Genomic DNA, 18,146 nt, shown 5'->3' on the forward strand with positions numbered 1-18,146 from the left:
AGGGGGTCGTAAATGACCAAACCCGGATTTCGTCTCGGATTGTTTGCAACCCTGTTGGCGCTGGTGGTGGTGCTGCTCGGCGCCTATACCCGCTTGACCCACGCAGGCCTCGGTTGCCCGGATTGGCCGGGCTGTTATGGCTTCATCAGCGTGCCCCAGACCGAAGCGCAATTGGCGCATGCCGAACTGCACTACCCTGATTCGCCGGTTGTGGAGCACAAGGGCCGTAACGAGATGGTCCATCGCTACTTCGCGGGTGGCCTGGCACTGGCGATCATGATGCTCGGCGTGCAAGCCTGGCATCGGCGGCACATAGTCGGCCAGCCGGTCGGTCTGCCGTTGCTGTTGTTGGGCGTAGTCTTGGCGCAAGCGGCGTTCGGCATGTGGACAGTGACCCTCAAGCTCTGGCCGCAAGTGGTCACGGCGCATTTGCTCGGGGGGATCACGACGCTGAGTCTGCTGTTTCTGCTGACTGTTCGATTGAGCGGGGTGTTTGCGCCGATCCCCAAAATCCCTTCGCGTCTGCGGCGGCTGGCTGCTGTGGGCTTTGCCCTGGTGGTGTTGCAGATCGCCCTGGGCGGCTGGGTCAGCGCCAACTACGCGGCGATGGCCTGCGCCGACCTGCCGACCTGTCAGGGCCAATGGTGGCCGGACGCGGACTTTGCCAATGGCTTTCATCTGACGCAACACATCGGCCCCAACTACTTGGGCGGAAAACTGGACAGCGAAGCGCGCACAGCCATTCACCTGACCCATCGCATTGGTGCCTTGCTGGTGACCTGTTCATTGCTAGCGCTGGCTTGGCAGCTGCATCGCGCGGGGCTTAAAGGAATGGCGACGTTATTGATGCTGGCGCTGGGTGTACAGATCGCTCTGGGCCTGAGCAATGTGGCCTTCCATCTGCCCATCACCGTAGCCGTGGCCCATAACGCCGGGGGTGCTGCGTTGATGCTGACCATGACACTGATCAACTATCGCGTACGACCCGTGTTTGCCGAGGTGCGAAGACACGCGCCCGGCTTCTGGCAACATGCCCATGTGCTGCTGCATCTCGGGCCGCATCGTTAAGACTGGGGATTCCCTTTCTGCACACGCGTTGGTGTTGTACCGTGGCAGCCGGCCGCATGCCGCGATCAATATCGCGCTGCTTGTAGATCATGACCTGATATTGAATTTATGACCCGAACCCAAAAAACCGTCTTCATTCTTGTGGCCATCGTCGCGCTGGTGCTGGGCCTGACCGTCAACCGCGTGCTTTCCGGCAAGAGCCAGGGCGACCAGACCGCGTTGATCGACGCCGGGGTGATTCTGCTGCCACAAAGCCGCGAAGTGCCGGGCCTGAAACTTATGGATCAGGACGGTCAACCAGTGTCGCTGGACGCGTTCAAGGACAAATGGACGCTGCTGTTCTTTGGCTACACCTTCTGCCCGGACATCTGCCCGACCACCCTCGCCCAGCTGCGTCAGATCAAGAGTGAGCTGCCGAAGGATGCCGTGGACAGGTTGCGTGTGGTGCTTGTCAGCGTTGACCCGAACAGGGATACGCCGCAGCAACTGAAAACGTATCTGGGTTATTTCGACAAACAGTTCGTGGGTCTGACCGCGCCGGTGGAGACCATTCAGAAATTGGCAAATGCGGTGAGCATTCCGTTCATTCCGGCGGACACCAATAAGCCGAACTACACCGTCGACCACAGCGGCAACCTTGCCATTCTCGGTCCGGACGGCACACAACGCGGTTTCATCCGCGCGCCGTTGAACACCCAGAAATTGGTGGCGCAATTGCCCGGATTGGTGGAAAGGAAGTAACGAGCAAGGGTTCACCGCGGATCACGCAGGTACATCGAATTGCAGGAGCCGGCCTTGACGGCGAAGGCGGTGTGTCAGTCCCTATCAATGTGACTGGCCTGACGCATTCGTCAGCAAGCCGGCTCCTGCAGTGGAGATTGCGTGCCGCCGCAGCGGATGCGGCAGACACGCAGCCTGATCAGAACGCCGGAACCACGGCGCCTTTGTATTTATCGACGATGAACTGCTTGGTCTCTGGGCTATGCAGCGCAGCGACCAGTTTCTGGATGGCAGGCGAATCCTTGTTGTCTTCGCGGGTGACCAGAATGTTCGCATAGGGCGATTCCTGACCCTCAATGATCAGCGCATCCTTGGTCGGATCGAGCTTGGCGGTCAGCGCGTAGTTGGTATTGATCAGCGCCAGATCCACTTGGGTCAGCACTCGCGGCAGGGTCGCGGCTTCCAGCTCGCGAAATTTCAGATTTTTCGGGTTCTGCTGCACATCGCTCGGCTTGGCGGTGATGCTTGTCGGATCCTTCAACGTGATCAGGCCAGCCTTGACCAGCAGCAAGAAGGCACGTCCTTCGTTGGTCGCATCGTTCGGCAGCGCCACGGTTGCGCCGTCAGGCAGATCAGCCAGGCTCTTGAGCTTGTCCGAGTACGCACCGAAAGGCTCGATGTGAACCTTGGCCACACTCACCAGATGCGTACCCTTGCCCTTGTTGAACTCATCCAGATACGGCTGATGCTGGAAGAAGTTGGCATCCATGCGCTTCTGATCGACCTGCACGTTCGGCTGAATGTAGTCATTGAAGACCTTCACGTTCAGCGTTACGCCTTCTTTGGCCAGCGCCGGTTTCACGAATTCGAGAATCTCGGCATGCGGCACCGCAGTGGCGGCAACGCTCAGGGTTTCATCGGCATGGGCGGACAGCGCAGCCACAGCAGCGAATACGGCCAACAGCTTCTTCATAGATCTCAACTCCTTGAAATGCGCACCCAGCGGCACGCATGTGCCGGTCCCATGCGGGTGAAAAAGACCGGCGAACTCGATTAACGGTGGGAAAAGTGCGCGACCAGCCTGTCGCCCACGGTTTGCAGAATCTGCACCAGCACCAGCAGCAATACGACCGTCACGAACATCACATCGTTCTGGAAGCGCTGATACCCGTAGCGAATGGCCAGGTCGCCCAACCCGCCCGCGCCCACGGCACCGGCCATCGCAGTGAACGACACCAGCGCGATTGCTGTGACGGTGATCGCCGCCAGAATGCCCGGCCGCGCTTCCGGCAGCAGGGCCTTGACGATGATTTGTCGGGTAGAGGCACCCATCGCCTGAGTCGCTTCGATGATCCCGCGGTCCACCTCGCGCAGCGCGGTTTCCACCAGTCGCGCGAAGAATGGTGTGGCCCCTGCGATCAGCGGCGGCAGCGTGCCGAGAATTCCCAGCGAAGTGCCTGTGATGATCTCGGTAAGCGGCATCATCACGATCAGCAGAATAATGAACGGCAGCGCCCGCAGCATGTTCACGATCAGGCCGATAGTGGCATAGACCGGCTTGTTCTCGAGCAACTGACGCGGAGAAGTGAGGAACATCAACACACCAAGCGGCAGGCCCAGCAGCACGGTGAAGGCCAGAGAAATGCCGAGCATGATCAGGGTATCGCCAGTGGCAACCCAGATTTCATACCAGTCAACGTTGGAAAACAGAGTGGCGAGGGTTTCCATCAGCGCAGGATCTCCATGTGGACGTCAGCCGCCGTGAAGCGGGCGAACGCGGCTTCCATATCGCCGCCGGTGATGGCCAGCGTCAGTTGCCCGTAGGGAGTGTCCTTGATGCGGTCGATCCGACCGGCCAGGATGCTGTAGTCCACGCCAGTTTCCCGAGCCACGGTACCTAGCAATGGCGCGTAGGTCGCTTCACCCTGGAATGTCAGACGCACAATGCGACCCTGAACGTGGGCGAAGTCGGAGTTCATGTCGTTCTCGTCCACCTGCTCGTCTTCTTGCACGAAACGGCGCGTGGTCGGGTGCTTGGGATGCAGGAACACATCCGCTACGGCGCCCTGCTCGACGATCACCCCTGCGTCCATCACCGCCACCTGATCGCAGACACGACGGATCACGTCCATTTCGTGGGTGATCAGCACGATGGTCAGCTTCAACTCGCGGTTGATCTCGGCCAGCAGTTGCAGGACCGATGCCGTGGTCTGCGGGTCGAGCGCGCTGGTGGCCTCGTCGCACAGCAGGATTTTCGGTTTTGTCGCCAAGGCGCGAGCAATGCCGACGCGCTGCTTCTGGCCACCGGACAACTGCGCCGGATATTTCTTCGCGTGATCGGACAGCCCAACCCGCGCCAGCAATTCGGCCACTCGCTGATCGATCTGCGCGCGGGACATATCCCCGGCCAGGGTCAGCGGCATGGCGACGTTATCGGCCACCGTCTTGGACGACAGCAGGTTGAAGTGCTGGAAGATCATCCCGACCTGGCGGCGAAAAGCCCGCAGACCGTCGGCGTCCAGCGCGGTGACATCGACGTCATCGACCAGGATCTTGCCACCGCTTGGGGCTTCGAGTCGGTTGATCAGGCGCAGCATGGTGCTCTTGCCTGCGCCTGAATGGCCGATCAGACCAAATACCTGGCCGTTTTCGACTCGCAGGCTGGTGGGATGCAGTGCGGGTATTTCCCGGTCAGCAACCCGATAGGTTTTATGGACGTTTTGAAACTCGATCACGTAGCGAACCTTGTGGGGGCGCGTTAGAAGTTCAGCGTGAGAAAAGCCTCGAACGCTGCTGGACGACCAGCGAATAGAGCCGCTTATCGCCTTGGCTGGATAAACCGGGCGCGCATTTTAGCCTGTCAGACCGGGGTTGGCTCCGCAATTCTTAGCATTTATTTAGCTGCTTTCCTGCCGAACGGTCATAACGTCGGTATCGATTGCCTGAAGCAACGTTAGACCAGTGGTCTGAAAAAAAACGGAACGGTCATTTTTATCCTTAGTCACTACATAAGCGTCGAAATTTTCCCTGCTTGTTGTCCGGGAAATTCCTGCTAACCGAGCTCATACCGACTTTCCTCACGGAAGAACGAGAAAAGAGCCGCCTGAACCGAGGAGTTTTTGTCCAATGGCTACGAAAAAACCTGCACCTGTAAGTGCTACACCCAAGAGCGAACTGGCAGGCACCGATACGCTGGACCGGGGCAACACCAACGAAAAACTCGACAGTCTTGAGCAGTTTCGCTCCGATGCGACCGGGCAGGCTCTGCGCACCAATCAGGGCGTCAAGGTTTCCGACAATCAGAACACCCTGAAAGTTGGTAGCCGCGGCCCGTCGCTGCTTGAAGATTTCATCATGCGTGAAAAGATCACGCACTTTGACCATGAGCGCATCCCGGAGCGCATCGTGCATGCGCGCGGTACAGCGGCTCACGGTTACTTTCAGAGCTATGAGAATCACTCGGCTCTGAGCAAGGCTGAATTCCTGCGTGATCCGGGCAAGAAAACCCCAGTATTTGTACGCTTCTCCACGGTTCAAGGGCCGCGTGGCTCGGGCGACACCGTACGAGACGTGCGCGGCTTTGCCGTGAAGTTCTACACCGGCGAAGGCAACTTCGACTTGGTCGGCAACAACATGCCGGTATTTTTCATTCAGGATGCGATCAAGTTTCCTGACTTCGTGCACGCCGTAAAACCAGAGCCGCACAACGAGATTCCTACGGGTGGTTCGGCCCATGACACCTTCTGGGACTTCGTTTCGCTGGTGCCGGAATCCGCGCACATGGTCCTGTGGACAATGTCCGACCGCGCTATTCCGAAAAGCCTGCGCACGATGCAGGGTTTCGGGATTCACACCTTCCGCATGATTAATACCAAGGGCAAATCCTCGTTCGTCAAATTCCACTGGAAACCCAAGTACGGCACTTGTTCCCTGTTGTGGGACGAGGCGCAGAAGCTGGCCGGCAAGGACACCGACTACCATCGCCGCGACCTGTGGGAGTCTATTGAAACCGGCGATTATCCGGAATGGGAACTGGGCGTGCAGATTGTCGCGGAAGAGGACGAGCACAAGTTCGATTTCGACCTGCTCGATCCGACCAAGATCATCCCCGAGGAGATGGTCCCGGTCACGCCGCTAGGCAAGATGGTGCTCAATCGCAACCCGGACAACTATTTCGCCGAAACCGAGCAGGTCGCATTCTGCCCGGGTCATGTGGTGCCCGGCATCGACTTCTCCAACGACCCATTACTGCAGGGCCGGCTGTTTTCCTACACCGACACGCAGATCAGCCGACTGGGCGGGCCGAACTTTCATGAGATCCCGATCAACCGTCCGGTAGCGCCGAACCACAGCAGCCAACGCGACGCGCAACATCGCATGACCATCGACAAGGGCCGCGCCTCCTACGAGCCCAATTCCATTGACGGTGGCTGGCCGAAAGAAACTCCGGCCGGTCCCGAAGACGGTGGCTTCGAGACCTATCACGAACGGGTGGAAGCCAACAAAGTGCGCGAGCGCAGTCCTTCGTTCGCCGACCACTTCTCGCAGGCCACGCTGTTTTTCAACAGCATGAGCGAGCATGAGAAGGAGCACATCATCGCGGCTTACAGCTTCGAGTTGGGCAAGGTGGATCGTGAGCACATCCGTGCGCGTCAAGTGAATGAAATTCTTGCCAACATCGACATGACCCTGGCGACCCGCGTCGCTGCCAATCTCGGCCTGCCTGCGCCCACCGGGCCGACCGTCAAGGCACAGAAGACTGGCGAGCCAACGGTGGACAAGTCGCCACTGCTGAGTCAGGTGAATCTGTTGTCCGGTGACATCGCTTCTCGCAAAGTGGCGATCCTGGTGGCAGACGGTGTAGACGAAAAAGCCGTGGCGACCATGAAGGCTGCGCTAGAGGCCGAAGCGGCTCACGCCAAGGTACTGGGCCCGACCTCTGCACCGGTGAAGACGGCAGGCGGTCAGACGCTGGCTGTGGATGCCTCGATCGAAGGGATGCCTTCGATTGCCTTCGATGCGGTGTTCATCCCTGGTGGGACGGCATCGGTCAAGGCACTGAGCGGCAACGGCGTGGCGCTGCACTATGTGCTCGAAGCCTACAAACACCTCAAGGCCATTTCCTACGCTGGAGACGCCGAGAAACTGATTGCCTTGCTGCGTCTTGAGGCTGATGCGGGCTTGCTCGCAGTGTCGGACAGCAAGTCGTTCACCGCTTTCTTCGATGCGATCAAGCAGCATAGGGTGTGGGCGCGTGAGCCTAAGGCCAAGGCGATTCCGGCGTAAGGCATGTAGCGGTTTCGCGGTGGGACTGAGCCGCAGCGAAACTTGAATGGCTTTCGCGATTGGGCTGACTTGTCGCGAAATCTGTAGGAGCCGGCTTGCCTGGCGAAGGCGTGGTGTCAGTTACCTCATATGTGACAGAAATCCAGCTTACTCCAGCAAGCCGGTCCTACAAATGGGTACGCGTCGAAATCCATTCTATTAATTGGCCTAATAAAAAGGCGTTACCCGCGAGGGCAACGCCTTTTTTTGATCTTGCTTGTGATCAGGAAACGATCAGAGCTTGGCGGGTTTCAGGATGATCTGCGCAGGCTGGGTTTTCTCGATCTCGCGCTCGATCTGCAATTCGAAATCCGGGTTGATCTTGGTCACGCGCTTGGTCAGCAAGGTTGCCAGCCACGGGTAATCGTCGGTGCGTGGCACCTGCACCGTCACCTCGCAGTTAAAGGCCGTTACATCGGCGGCGATGTCGTTCAGTTGACGACGCAGTTGCTTGGAGTCGGTGATTTTCAGCTCGATAGTCGTGCTTTCAATGCTCGGATCGATAATCTTCGCGATGCGCTTGGCTTCGGCAGCCCGCAGCTCGGCTTCGGCCTTGTCGAGTTCAGCCTTGCGGGCGTTGGCGATGGCGCCGTTGACACCGCTGGTCAGCGCTGGCGCTTTTGGCATCAGAGCGCGGGCACGACTCAGCGCGCTGGCGGCAGCGTTGACATCGCCTTTTTGCAGAACGATCTGACTGCGGCTCAGATAGGCCTCGGCCAGTTGACGCTGATACTGCTCCAGGCGTGGATCGTCGGCGTTCTTGCTCTGCAGAGCGGCGAGCTGATCCTCAGCGGTGGCCAATTCGCTGCTGGCGATATTCTGTTCCAACTGCTGATAGGCGTCAGGTGCCGCGACGGGGGCGGGCTGTTCAACGGGCTTGCTTTGGCAAGCGCCCAACAGAATGGAAAATGCAGCAAGCAGCAGATAACGGGATGCGAACGGCTTCATTCCTGCGATTCTCTATTTGCGCAAAAAACGAGCAAGTTTACACATAAGTGACTTGCACCGAAAATAACTGATCACGATCGGCGGCGCTGGATCGAATCATTGCACATTGCCGCCATTCAATTATTGCCGAGTATGACTCCACTTCCCAGCCAAGGTTCTACCGCTTGGGCAAAAGGAAACTGAGCAGGAACAGGGCCGCGGCGCAGACCACGATAGAAGGGCCGGCTGGCGTATCCTTGAACCATGACAATGCCAGTCCGCCGCAGACCGCAAGGATGCCGATTACGCTCGCGCCGAGGGCCATTTGCTCCGGCGAACGGGCGTGACGCTGTGCCGCAGCAGCTGGGATGATCAACAGCGACGTGATCAACAGTACACCAACGATTTTCATGGCCACGGCGATAACCACGGCGATCAACAGCATCAGGGTCATGCGCAGCGTGGCTACTGGCAAACCTTCAACGGTCGCCAGTTCTTCATGTACGGTAATCGCCAGCAGCGGGCGCCAGAGTGCGCAGATGATCACCAGGACCGCCGCGCTGCCGCCGAGAATCCAGGCCAGATCGGTAGGGCTGATGGCCAGCAGGTCGCCGAACAGATAGCCCATTAGATCGATGCGCACTTCGCGCATGAAGCTCAGCACCACCAGCCCTAGCGAAAGGGTACTCGGCGCGAGAATCCCCAGCAGCGTGTCTGAAGCCAGCGGCTGGCGTTGCTGCAAGGTCACCAGAAGGATCGCCAGCAACAGGCAGCCGACGGTCACCGCGATAGCCGGGCTGATGTCCAACAAAAAGCCCAACGCGACGCCTAGCAACGCCGCATGAGACAGGGTATCGCCGAAATAGGCCATTCGTCGCCAGACCACGAATGATCCCAGTGGACCGGCCACTACCGCCAGAGCGAGGCCTGCGAGCAAGGCATAAAGTAGAAAATCAGCCATGCTTGCAGCTGTCCCCATGGTCGTGGTTTTCAGTGTGAAGGTGGGTGTGAGGCTGCGAATGATCGTGGGCAGGTGGCGCGGGCTGGCAGACCTCGCCGTGCAGGTCATGGGCATGGTCGTGATGGTGGTGATAGATCGCCAGGCTCGGAGCGTTCTGACCGAACAATTCGACGAACGCCGGATCGTTACTGACCTGTTCAGGATGACCGGAGCAGCAGACGTGGCGGTTCAGGCAAACGACCTGATCGGTGGTACTCATCACCAGATGCAAGTCGTGGGACACCATCAGCACGCCGCATTCGTGACGGTTGCGCAGCTGGGTAATCAGGGCATACAGCTCGGCCTGCCCGGCTACATCGACGCCTTGCACCGGTTCGTCGAGCACGAGCAGTTCAGGTTTGCGCAGCAGTGCGCGGGCGAGCAAGACCCGCTGCATCTCGCCCCCGGAAATGCCTTGTAACGGGCTATCGATGACCTTCTCGGCGCCAACTTCCACCAACGCGGCCAGCGCGGTATCGCGATCGACACCCGGAACCAGCCGCAGAAAGCGTAAAACGGACAGCGGCAGCGTGGCATCCACGTGTAGCTTTTGCGGCATGTAACCGACACGCAGCTTCGGCTTGCGCCAGACGTCGCCCGAATCGGGCTTGAGCAGACCCAGCACGGCGCGCACAAGCGTGGTCTTGCCTGCGCCATTAGGACCGATCAGGGTGACGATCTCGCCAGAACTGACGCTCAGTTGAATGTTTTCCAGCACATTCTGGCCGGCACGAGCGACGCTGACGCCCTTCAGGCGGATCAGTGCGTCGCTCATCAAGCGGCCTTGCAGCCAGCACACACCCCAACGACTTCGACGGTCTGGGCTTCCACGGCAAAGCCAACTTCGTTGGCGGCGCTGACGATGGAGGCGCTGATCGCCTTATGTTGCAGTTCGATGGCGGCATGGCACTCACGGCAGATCAGGAACTGGCCCTGATGCGCGTGTGTGGGGTGATTGCAGCCTGCGAAAGCGTTGAGCGAGGCGATGCGGTGCACCAGGCCGTTTTCCAGGAGGAAGTCCAGTGCGCGGTACACGGTCGGCGGCGCGGCACGGCGCCCGTCCTCTTCGCTCAGGATAGCCAGAATGTCGTACGCGCCCAGCGGCTTATGGCTTTGCCAGACCAGCTCCAGCACACGACGGCGCAGAGCGGTCAAACGTAGGCCTTTGCCGGCGCACAGCGCATCGGCTTCAGCCAGTGCGCTGTGCACGCAATGAGAGTGATCATGGGGGCGACTGGCCAGTGGTGTTTTAGACATGGGCGGCGACGGCTTTTGTGAGAGACGTTATTATGTTACCCGTTCCTGCCCTCATGAGTGGTCATCGTGTCTCGACTTTTTTTACTTTTTGTCGTTTTCATCACCGGATTCTCCGCAATTGTTCCAGCCCAGGCCGAGGTGCGCGTACTGACCAGCATCAAGCCGCTGCAGTTGATCGCCGCGGCTGTACAGGACGGCATCGCGGTGCCGGAAGTGCTACTGCCGCCGGGCGCTTCGCCCCATAACTACGCCCTGCGCCCATCCGACGTACGGCGCGTGCAGGAGGTCGATCTGCTCTACTGGATCGGTCCTGACATGGAAACTTTCCTGCCTCGCGTATTGGCTGGCCGGAGCAAGGTTTCGGTGCCTGTTCAGTCGCTGCCCGGCATGCATCTGCGTCATTTCACGGCCAATAGCGATCACCACAACGACGGCGATGAAGACGAGCACGATCATGACCACCGCCCGGGCAGCGTCGATGCGCACCTATGGCTGTCCTCGTTCAACGCGCGGGTTATCGCGGCAAAAATGGCGGCGGACCTGAGTGAAGCCGATCCCGCCAACGCCAGCCGATACGAAAGCAACGTCAAAGCTTTCGATACGCGCATGGACGCGCTGGATGCCAGCATCAAACAGCGCGTGGCGAGCATCGCTGACAAGAAATATTTCGTTTTTCACGAGGCTTTCGATTATTTCGAAGAAGCTTATGGGCTGAAGCATGCCGGTGTGTTCGCGGTCAGCAGCGAAGTCCAGCCGGGCGCTCAGCACGTCGCCGCTATGCGTACGCGGTTAGCGGAATACGGCAAGACCTGCGTATTCAGCGAGCCACCTTTACGCCCGCGTCTGGCCGATACTCTCAGCGCCGGTTTGCCGGTGAAGCTGGCTGAGCTGGATGGTCTGGGCGGCTACACACCTGCCACGGCCCAGGGCTATGAGCAACTATTGAGCAAGCTGGCGGATGATCTGGCGGGGTGTCTGGAATCGCTCTGAAATTGAGGTGATGCACGGCTTGAGACCTGCGGGAGCGAATTCATTCGCGAGGGGCGGTACATTCGATGCACATCGGCCGTCTGGCAAATGGCTTCGCGAATGAATTCGCTCCCACAGTTACGCCGCGTTCACAGCGTTGTAGGGGTTACAACGCAAATGGCAGCGGAATATGGGTTTCCTGACGCTGTTCCAGGCGTTTGCGGAATTCCGATGGGTCGTGGATCAGCACGTCCTGGCCGGCAAAGGTCTCGGCGGCGATCAGGCGGGACAGCCAGAACCGCACGCAGCCCACGCGCAGCATCGTCGACCACAGCTCAGCTTCTGCCGCCGTGAACGGGCGCAATCCCGCGTAGGCCCCCAGCAGCGCGCGGGCCCGAGGCGCGTCGATCTTGCCATCCTCGAACGAGCACCAGTCATTCACGGCAATTGCCACGTCATACAGCATCGGGCCGGAGCAGGCGTTGTAGAAGTCGATCACGCCAGTCAGATGGGTTCCTTCGAACAGCGTATTGTCGCGGAACAGGTCGGCGTGCACGTTGGCGCGCGGCAGGGCCATGATTCTGGCCTGCTGACGCTCGATTTCCTCTACCGACGCCTTCAGCAGCGCGCCTTCGGCTTCGTCCAGATGCGAGATGAAGTTGCTGCCTTCTTTCAGCATCCATTCCAGCCCCCGGTCGGTCCGCCGCTCGATGGTCTTTTCGCGGGTCGCCAGGTGCATGTGCGCCATCAACTCGCCGATCTGGGCGCAATGCTGGGTGTTCGGGTCGGTGGGGTGTTTGCCCGACAGGCGCGGTTGCAGCAGCGCCGGTTTGCCCTTGAGCTCGCGCAGGGCCTGGCCGTCGGTGGTGCGCAGGGCGTACGGCACTGGCAGGTCTGCGTCGTGCAGCACGTCCAGCAGTTCGATGAAGAACGGCATTTCCTGCACAGGGCCGCGCTCGACCAGTGTCAGCACGAATTCGCCCTGTTCCATGCTGATGAAGAAGTTGGTGTTTTCACTTCCGGCTGCGATGCCTTGGAAATCACGCAGTTGGCCGAGCCCGTATGGGGCGAGAAAAGCTTCCAGCTCGGGCCGAGCCAGGGGAGTAAAAACGGACATATGAACACTGCCAGCAAAAGGTGAATGTAGGGCGTTACCAGCTGAATAATACCCATTGGGGAATCAGCATGTCCGGTTGATCCGAACGAATGAATTGACCGCTCGTGCCGTCGGCGCGCACCAGGAAGTATGGCTTGCCGTGTTTCGGCGTGATTTTTACTGCGTACACGAAACCGTTCGCTTTGTATTCCTGGACGAAATTGTCGCCATCCTTGCCGATCGTGACGTCAGGTTCTGGCGAAGGTGCATCTTCTTCGACCGCCACTGCCATCAGCGGGCAAGCAGCCATCGAGCTGACCAGTAACAGGCGATTCAGCGCGCGCATGATAACCTTGTTCCTTTGTCGTCAACGGTCCTCGCATTCTAGCGCCGACCCCGCCGAAAAGGTTGATCCCTCACATGAGTCAAGCGCCTCTCGTCCTGGTGGACGGTTCTTCTTACCTATACCGCGCCTTCCATGCGCTGCCGCCGCTCACCACGTCCAAAGGCCTGCCAACCGGTGCGGTCAAGGGCGTGCTGAACATGCTCAAGAGCCTGCACAAACAGTATCCAGACAGCCCGTTCGCGGTGGTCTTCGATGCCAAGGGCGGCACGTTTCGCGACGAGATGTTCGCCGAGTACAAGGCCAACCGTCCGAGCATGCCCGATGACATGCGCGTACAGATCGACTTTCTGCACAAGTGCGTACGAGGTCTGGGCTATCCGCTGCTGTGCGTTGAAGGCGTCGAAGCCGATGACGTGATCGGCACCCTGGCGCGCAGCAGTGCCGCCGCCGATCGTCCGGTGATCATCTCCACGGGCGACAAAGACATGGCGCAGCTGGTCGACGGGCACATTACCTTGGTCAACACCATGACCGGCAGTGTGCTGGACGTGGCGGGCGTGAAGGAGAAATTCGGCGTCGGTCCGGAATACATCATCGATTTTCTGGCGCTGATGGGTGACAAAGTCGACAACATCCCAGGCGTTCCCGGCGTGGGTGAGAAAACCGCCGCTGGTTTGCTGGTGGGCATCAATGGCGGCCTGAAGGAGCTTTACGACAACCTCGACAAAGTGCCGAGCCTGGCGATTCGTGGTGCGAAGTCGCTGCCCGCCAAGCTCGAAGAGCACAAGGACATGGCGTTCCTGTCTTACCAGCTGGCGACGATCAAGGTCGATGTGCCGCTGGACATCGAGCTGGACGCCCTGCACTGTGGCGAGCCGGACCGCGAAGCCTTGCTGGCGCTCTACACCGAGCTCGAATTCAAGAGTTGGATCAATGATCTGCAGCGTGAGGCCAGGCAGGAAGGAACCGAGATCGCGACGGTCGAAGAGCCTGTTCCAGTCATCGAGGCCCAGTACGAACTGATTCTGGAACAAACACAATTCGACGACTGGCTGAAAAAACTCCAGGCCGCCCAGCTGTTCGCGTTCGTGGTTCAGAGCAACGGCACCGACGCCCAGCGCGCGCAGATCGTCGGCTTGTCGTTCGCCATCAAGACCCACGAGGCCTGTTACATTCCGCTGACCCATTCCTACATGGGCGTGCCGCAGCAACTGGATCGCGACGAAGTGCTCAAGGCGGTGAAGCCGATGCTGGAGGACGCGAGCAAGATCAAAGTCGGTCAACACGCCAAGTTCGCTATCAACCTGCTGGCCAACTGCGCCATCGGTGGAGATCAGGATCAGGGTATTGCCGTGCAGGGCGTCAAATTCGACACCATGCTCGAGTCCTATGTGCTCGACTCGACAGCGACTCGCCACGATCGAGACAGTCTGGTTGCCAAATACCTGAACCACACGCCGGTCAATTTCCAGGACATCGCGGGCAAAGGCGCCAAACAGCTGAGCTTCGACCAGATCGCGCTGGAACAGGCGGGAATCTACGCCGCCGAGGAAGTCGATCTAACCCTGCGTCTGCACGAAACATTGCAGGAAAAACTGGCCAAGACCCCAAGTCTGCAACCTGTCCTGAACGACATCGAAATGCCGTTGATGCCGGTACTTGCGCGCATCGAGCGTCAGGGCGCCTTTGTCGACGCCAAGCTGCTGGGGATTCAGAGCGTCGAGCTGGGTAACAAGATGACTGAGCTTGAGCGTGAGGCGTTCGCCATTGCGGGAGAAGAGTTCAACCTTGGCTCACCCAAGCAGTTGGGCGTAATCCTTTACGAAAAGCTGGGTATGCCGATCATAAGCAAAACCGCCACCGGCCAGCCTTCCACGGCTGAAGCGGTGCTGGCCGAACTTGCCGAGCAGGAATTCCCGCTGCCCAAAGTGCTGATGCAGTACCGCTCGATGAGCAAACTGAAAAGCACCTACACCGATCGTTTGCCCGAGCAGATCAACCCGCGCACCGGGCGCATTCACACGTCTTATCACCAAGCTGTCGCAGTGACCGGGCGGCTGTCTTCCAGCGATCCGAACCTGCAGAACATCCCGATTCGCACCGCCGAAGGCCGCCGCATTCGCCAGGCCTTCGTCGCACCGAAAGGTTACAAGCTACTGGCTGCGGATTACTCGCAGATCGAACTTCGGATCATGGCGCATCTGGCCAAGGATGAAGGCTTGCTGCACGCCTTCCGCAACGATCTGGACGTGCACCGCGCGACGGCGGGCGAGGTGTTCGGCGTGGACCTGGCGCAAGTCACCAATGACATGCGCCGCAGCGCCAAGGCGATCAACTTCGGCCTGATCTACGGCATGAGCGCGTTCGGGCTGGCCAAGCAGATCGGCGTCGACCGCAAGCAGTCCCAAGCTTATGTCGACCGCTATTTTGCCCGCTATCCCGGCGTGCTTGAGTACATGGAGCGCACCCGCACCCAAGCTGCCGAGCAAGGCTATGTCGAGACCATCTTCGGTCGTCGTCTGTACCTGCCGGACATCAACGCCAAGAACCAGGCCTTGCGCAAAGGCGCCGAGCGCATGGCGATCAACGCGCCGATGCAAGGTACCGCCGCCGACATCATCAAGCGCGCGATGGTCGCCGTGAACGGCTGGCTGGAATCGTCAGGCCTGGATGCCCGCGTCATCCTGCAGGTTCACGATGAACTGGTGCTGGAAGTGCGCGAAGATCTGGTCGAGCAGATCAGCAAGGACATCCGCTCACACATGAGCGGCGCGGCGGATCTGGACGTACCGCTGTTGGTGGAAGTGGGGGTTGGGAATAACTGGGATGAGGCACATTGATCAAATATGGACGCCATAGGAGCTGGTTTGCTGGCGAATGCGGTATTTCAACCGATACACGTGGGTTGAATGTACCGAGCGTTTCACTGGCAATCCGGCTCCTACAGGTCTGAGCGAAATCGTTCTGCCAACATTAAATTTCCCCGGATTTTGAACTTCCATGGTCAAAGCCCGGTCAGAGTTTGCGAATGGCTGACGTAGCCATTCATGCTCCTATGTTGTGTTAAGTGTTGGCAGATATCCGGACCGCTCCCTAAGAGGTCTGGACTTAGACCCCGAACTTCCCCTCCCCATATGAAGTCCGGGGTTTTTTTTGCCTGCGATTCAGGCAGCAGGCGCTTTGTCTTCCAGTTCCATCCAGTTGGCGAGCACGGTGTACGCCTCTTCCAGGCCCATGCGCTTAGGCGCCGAAAACAGCTGGATGGTCACGGTATCGCCCCAACCCTTACGAATTTCCGACTGCACTTTGAGCAGCGTGTTCTTGGCCGCGCCGAAGGTCAGCTTGTCGGCCTTGGTCAGCAGGATATGCATCGGCATGCCGCTTGCGATCGCCCAATCGAGCATCAGCAAGTCGAAGTCGGTCATCGGGTGACGGATATCCATCATCAGAATCAGACCTTTCAGACTCTCGCGGCTGCCCAGATAAGCTTCCAGGTGACGCTGCCAGTGCTGCTTGAGCGGAATCGGCACCTTTGCGTAGCCGTAGCCGGGCAAATCGACCAGACGACGGTCATCATCCAGGCTGAAGAAGTTCAACAGCTGCGTACGGCCAGGGGTTTTCGAAGTGCGCGCCAGGCTGGCGTGAGTCAGGGTGTTCAGGGCGCTGGATTTACCAGCGTTGGAGCGACCGGCGAAGGCCACTTCAAAACCTTCGTCATCCGGGCATTGGTCGACTTTGGCGGCGCTGAGCATGAACTTGGCTTGTTGGCACAAACCGAGGATCGGGTTCTTGAGTTGCATGGGATATCCGGTGAGGGCGTTGCGGCAAGGATGCGGCAACGGGGTGTCGTTTTCCGTTCGATGGGCGCAAGTATATAATGCCGCAGATTTTGTGTGTGCTTCGTCCCGCCCGCAGGTGAAGTTCGCAGAAGTCGGACTAACCTTATACCAACAATAAAACGTATTGGATTAGCCGATGAACAAGCTATTGGTGAGTCTGCTTTTGATCCTGGGATTCTCTGGCGCAACGCGAGCCGCTGATGTGGTCGTGGGAGATCCCGCCGCCGGGCAGGCAAAAACCGCAGTCTGTGGCGCCTGTCATGGCCCGGATGGTAACAGCATGGCGCCCAATTTCCCGAAACTGGCCGGACAAGGCCAACGCTATCTGCTCAAGCAACTGCATGAAATCAAGGACGGCAAACGTGTAGTGCTTGAAATGACCGGCATGTTGAACAACTTCAACGAGCAGGATCTGGCAGACATCGCCGCCTACTTCGCCAGCCAGAAAGGCAGTGTCGGTGCCGCCGATCCCAATCTGGTCGCAAGAGGCGAGGCGCTCTTTCGGGGCGGCAAGCTCGATCAGGGCATGCCCGCCTGTACCGGCTGCCACTCCCCCAACGGCGCTGGCAATGCGGCTGCAGGCTTTCCCCATTTGGGTGGGCAACATGCCGACTACGTGAAAAAACAGCTAACCGCCTTTCGCGAGGGTGATCGCACCAACGACGGCGACACCATGGTCATGCGAAGCATTGCCTCCAAGCTCAGCAACAAGGATATCGATGCATTGTCGGCCTACATACAGGGGCTGCATTAAGCCTGGATTAACGCTAAGGCCTTGATTCAAGTCGAATCGACGACTGGAAATCTTCGGTCATGCATCTCGCTCAGGCGGGCCAAAAAGGGTAGCGAACGGCTGCCCTTTTTTGTGCGCGCAAGCGTTACACTTGCGAACTCGTATCACCCCGCCCGGTCAACTGCGGCCATCGAGGTGACTTTTCATGCCCAGGAGTTAAGCATGCGTAATCTGATTCTCAGCGCCGCTCTGGTGTTCACCAGCCTGTTTGGTCTGACCGCTCAAGCTGCAGAGCCGATCGAAGCCGGCAAACAATATGTCGAGCTCCAGAGCGCCGTCCCGGTCGCCGAGCCAGGCAAGATCGAAGTTGTGGAAATGTTCTGGTACGGCTGCCCACACTGCTATGCGTTCGAGCCAACCATCAATCCATGGATTGAAAAACTCCCGGCCGATGTTCACTTCATTCGTATTCCGGCGATGTTCGGTGGCCCATGGGATGCCCACGGCCAGCTGTTTATCACCCTCGACACCATGGGCGTGGAAAAGAAAGTCCACACGGCCGTGTTCGATGCCATCCAGAAAGGTGGCAAGCGTCTGACAGACCCGAACGACATGGCTGAGTTCGTGGCAACCCAGGGCGTCGACAAGACCAAGTTCCTCGAAACCTTCAATTCGTTCGCTGTGAAGGGCAAGATCGCTCAGTACAAGGAACTGGCCAAGAAGTATGAAATCACCGGCGTCCCGACCATGATCGTCAACGGCAAATACCGTTTCGACCTGGCCACTGCCGGTGGCCCTGAGAAAGCGCTGGACGTGGCCGATCAACTGATCGCCAAAGAGCGCGCCACGCTGACTGCCAAGTAAGC

At 59.0% G+C, this 18,146-nt stretch carries 17 protein-coding genes; 7 read left to right on the forward strand and 10 right to left on the reverse strand.

Features of this window, described 5'->3' with window-relative positions; genetic code table 11:
• Nucleotides 1-12 precede the first annotated feature (12 nt).
• Together ACRER8_RS18865 and ACRER8_RS18870 are read left to right on the forward strand one after the other, a co-directional pair.
• Entirely contained in the window at nt 13-1,068 is a 1,056-nt protein-coding gene (locus tag ACRER8_RS18865; RefSeq protein ID WP_431747725.1) for a COX15/CtaA family protein, read from the forward strand.
• Between the two features lie 108 nt (nt 1,069-1,176).
• Nucleotides 1,177-1,809 carry an SCO family protein gene (locus ACRER8_RS18870; protein ID WP_431747726.1) on the forward strand — a complete coding sequence of 211 codons (633 nt, stop codon included), beginning with the start codon at nt 1,177-1,179 and terminating at the stop codon, nt 1,807-1,809.
• A 178-nt stretch (nt 1,810-1,987) separates the two neighbouring features.
• Here ACRER8_RS18870 and ACRER8_RS18875 read toward each other — a convergent pair whose 3' ends face one another.
• From ACRER8_RS18875 to ACRER8_RS18885, 3 genes are all read right to left on the reverse strand, one after another.
• Nucleotides 1,988-2,761 (reverse strand): MetQ/NlpA family ABC transporter substrate-binding protein, encoded by a 774-nt coding sequence (locus ACRER8_RS18875; protein ID WP_431747727.1) that lies wholly within the window; start codon nt 2,759-2,761, stop codon nt 1,988-1,990.
• An 80-nt stretch (nt 2,762-2,841) separates the two neighbouring features.
• Nucleotides 2,842-3,516: a methionine ABC transporter permease gene (locus tag ACRER8_RS18880; RefSeq protein WP_110951749.1), complete on the reverse strand. Its 675-nt coding sequence runs from the start codon at nt 3,514-3,516 to the stop codon at nt 2,842-2,844.
• Nucleotides 3,516-4,523 (reverse strand): methionine ABC transporter ATP-binding protein, encoded by a 1,008-nt coding sequence (locus tag ACRER8_RS18885; RefSeq protein WP_431747728.1) that lies wholly within the window; start codon nt 4,521-4,523, stop codon nt 3,516-3,518. Before ACRER8_RS18885 ends, ACRER8_RS18880 begins: the two co-directional genes overlap by 1 nt.
• A gap of 310 nt (nt 4,524-4,833) precedes the next feature.
• On the opposite strand from ACRER8_RS18885, the gene katE reads away from it, so the two are divergent.
• Entirely contained in the window at nt 4,834-7,074 is a 2,241-nt protein-coding gene (gene katE, locus ACRER8_RS18890; RefSeq protein WP_431747748.1) for a catalase HPII, read from the forward strand.
• Nucleotides 7,075-7,347: 273 nt separating this feature from the next.
• Here katE and ACRER8_RS18895 read toward each other — a convergent pair whose 3' ends face one another.
• The 4 genes from ACRER8_RS18895 to ACRER8_RS18910 all read right to left on the reverse strand — a co-directional run bounded on the left by ACRER8_RS18895 (nt 7,348) and on the right by ACRER8_RS18910 (nt 10,297).
• Complete coding sequence (locus ACRER8_RS18895; RefSeq protein WP_431747729.1) at nt 7,348-8,061, reverse strand: PA5502 family lipoprotein; 714 nt, start codon at nt 8,059-8,061, stop codon at nt 7,348-7,350.
• Nucleotides 8,062-8,218: 157 nt separating this feature from the next.
• On the reverse strand, nt 8,219-9,001 hold the full coding sequence (znuB, locus tag ACRER8_RS18900) for a zinc ABC transporter permease subunit ZnuB (RefSeq protein ID WP_431747730.1): 783 nt from the start codon (nt 8,999-9,001) through the stop codon (nt 8,219-8,221).
• A complete protein-coding gene (znuC, locus tag ACRER8_RS18905; protein WP_431747731.1) occupies nt 8,994-9,815 on the reverse strand; it encodes a zinc ABC transporter ATP-binding protein ZnuC in 822 nt (273 codons plus the stop codon). The genes znuB and znuC overlap by 8 nt, the downstream gene beginning before the upstream one ends.
• Nucleotides 9,815-10,297 carry a Fur family transcriptional regulator gene (locus ACRER8_RS18910; RefSeq protein WP_431747732.1) on the reverse strand — a complete coding sequence of 161 codons (483 nt, stop codon included), beginning with the start codon at nt 10,295-10,297 and terminating at the stop codon, nt 9,815-9,817. Before ACRER8_RS18910 ends, znuC begins: the two co-directional genes overlap by 1 nt.
• A gap of 66 nt (nt 10,298-10,363) precedes the next feature.
• Here ACRER8_RS18910 and ACRER8_RS18915 point away from each other — a divergent pair, with 66 nt between their 5' ends.
• Nucleotides 10,364-11,287, forward strand: a complete 924-nt coding sequence (locus tag ACRER8_RS18915) for a zinc ABC transporter substrate-binding protein (protein ID WP_431747733.1) — start codon at nt 10,364-10,366, stop codon at nt 11,285-11,287.
• Between the two features lie 145 nt (nt 11,288-11,432).
• Here ACRER8_RS18915 and ACRER8_RS18920 read toward each other — a convergent pair whose 3' ends face one another.
• The gene (locus tag ACRER8_RS18920) at nt 11,433-12,383 is read right to left on the reverse strand and encodes a homoserine kinase (RefSeq protein WP_431747734.1); all 951 of its coding nucleotides are present in this window, start codon (nt 12,381-12,383) and stop codon (nt 11,433-11,435) included.
• A 34-nt stretch (nt 12,384-12,417) separates the two neighbouring features.
• Nucleotides 12,418-12,708 (reverse strand): DUF2782 domain-containing protein, encoded by a 291-nt coding sequence (locus tag ACRER8_RS18925; RefSeq protein WP_431747735.1) that lies wholly within the window; start codon nt 12,706-12,708, stop codon nt 12,418-12,420.
• A gap of 74 nt (nt 12,709-12,782) precedes the next feature.
• Here ACRER8_RS18925 and polA point away from each other — a divergent pair, with 74 nt between their 5' ends.
• Complete coding sequence (gene polA / locus ACRER8_RS18930) at nt 12,783-15,548, forward strand: DNA polymerase I (protein ID WP_431747736.1); 2,766 nt, start codon at nt 12,783-12,785, stop codon at nt 15,546-15,548.
• A 324-nt stretch (nt 15,549-15,872) separates the two neighbouring features.
• Here the strand turns inward: polA and yihA are convergent, their stop codons facing one another.
• A complete protein-coding gene (yihA, locus tag ACRER8_RS18935) occupies nt 15,873-16,508 on the reverse strand; it encodes a ribosome biogenesis GTP-binding protein YihA/YsxC (protein ID WP_431747737.1) in 636 nt (211 codons plus the stop codon).
• A 175-nt stretch (nt 16,509-16,683) separates the two neighbouring features.
• Between yihA and ACRER8_RS18940 the strand changes: the two genes are divergently transcribed.
• Nucleotides 16,684-17,301, forward strand: a complete 618-nt coding sequence (locus ACRER8_RS18940) for a c-type cytochrome (protein WP_431747738.1) — start codon at nt 16,684-16,686, stop codon at nt 17,299-17,301.
• A gap of 201 nt (nt 17,302-17,502) precedes the next feature.
• Complete coding sequence (locus ACRER8_RS18945) at nt 17,503-18,144, forward strand: thiol:disulfide interchange protein DsbA/DsbL (RefSeq protein WP_431747739.1); 642 nt, start codon at nt 17,503-17,505, stop codon at nt 18,142-18,144.
• Nucleotides 18,145-18,146: the final 2 nt, after the last annotated feature.

The organism is Pseudomonas sp. (assembly GCF_050739935.1).
Classification (GTDB): Bacteria; Pseudomonadota; Gammaproteobacteria; order Pseudomonadales; family Pseudomonadaceae; genus Aquipseudomonas.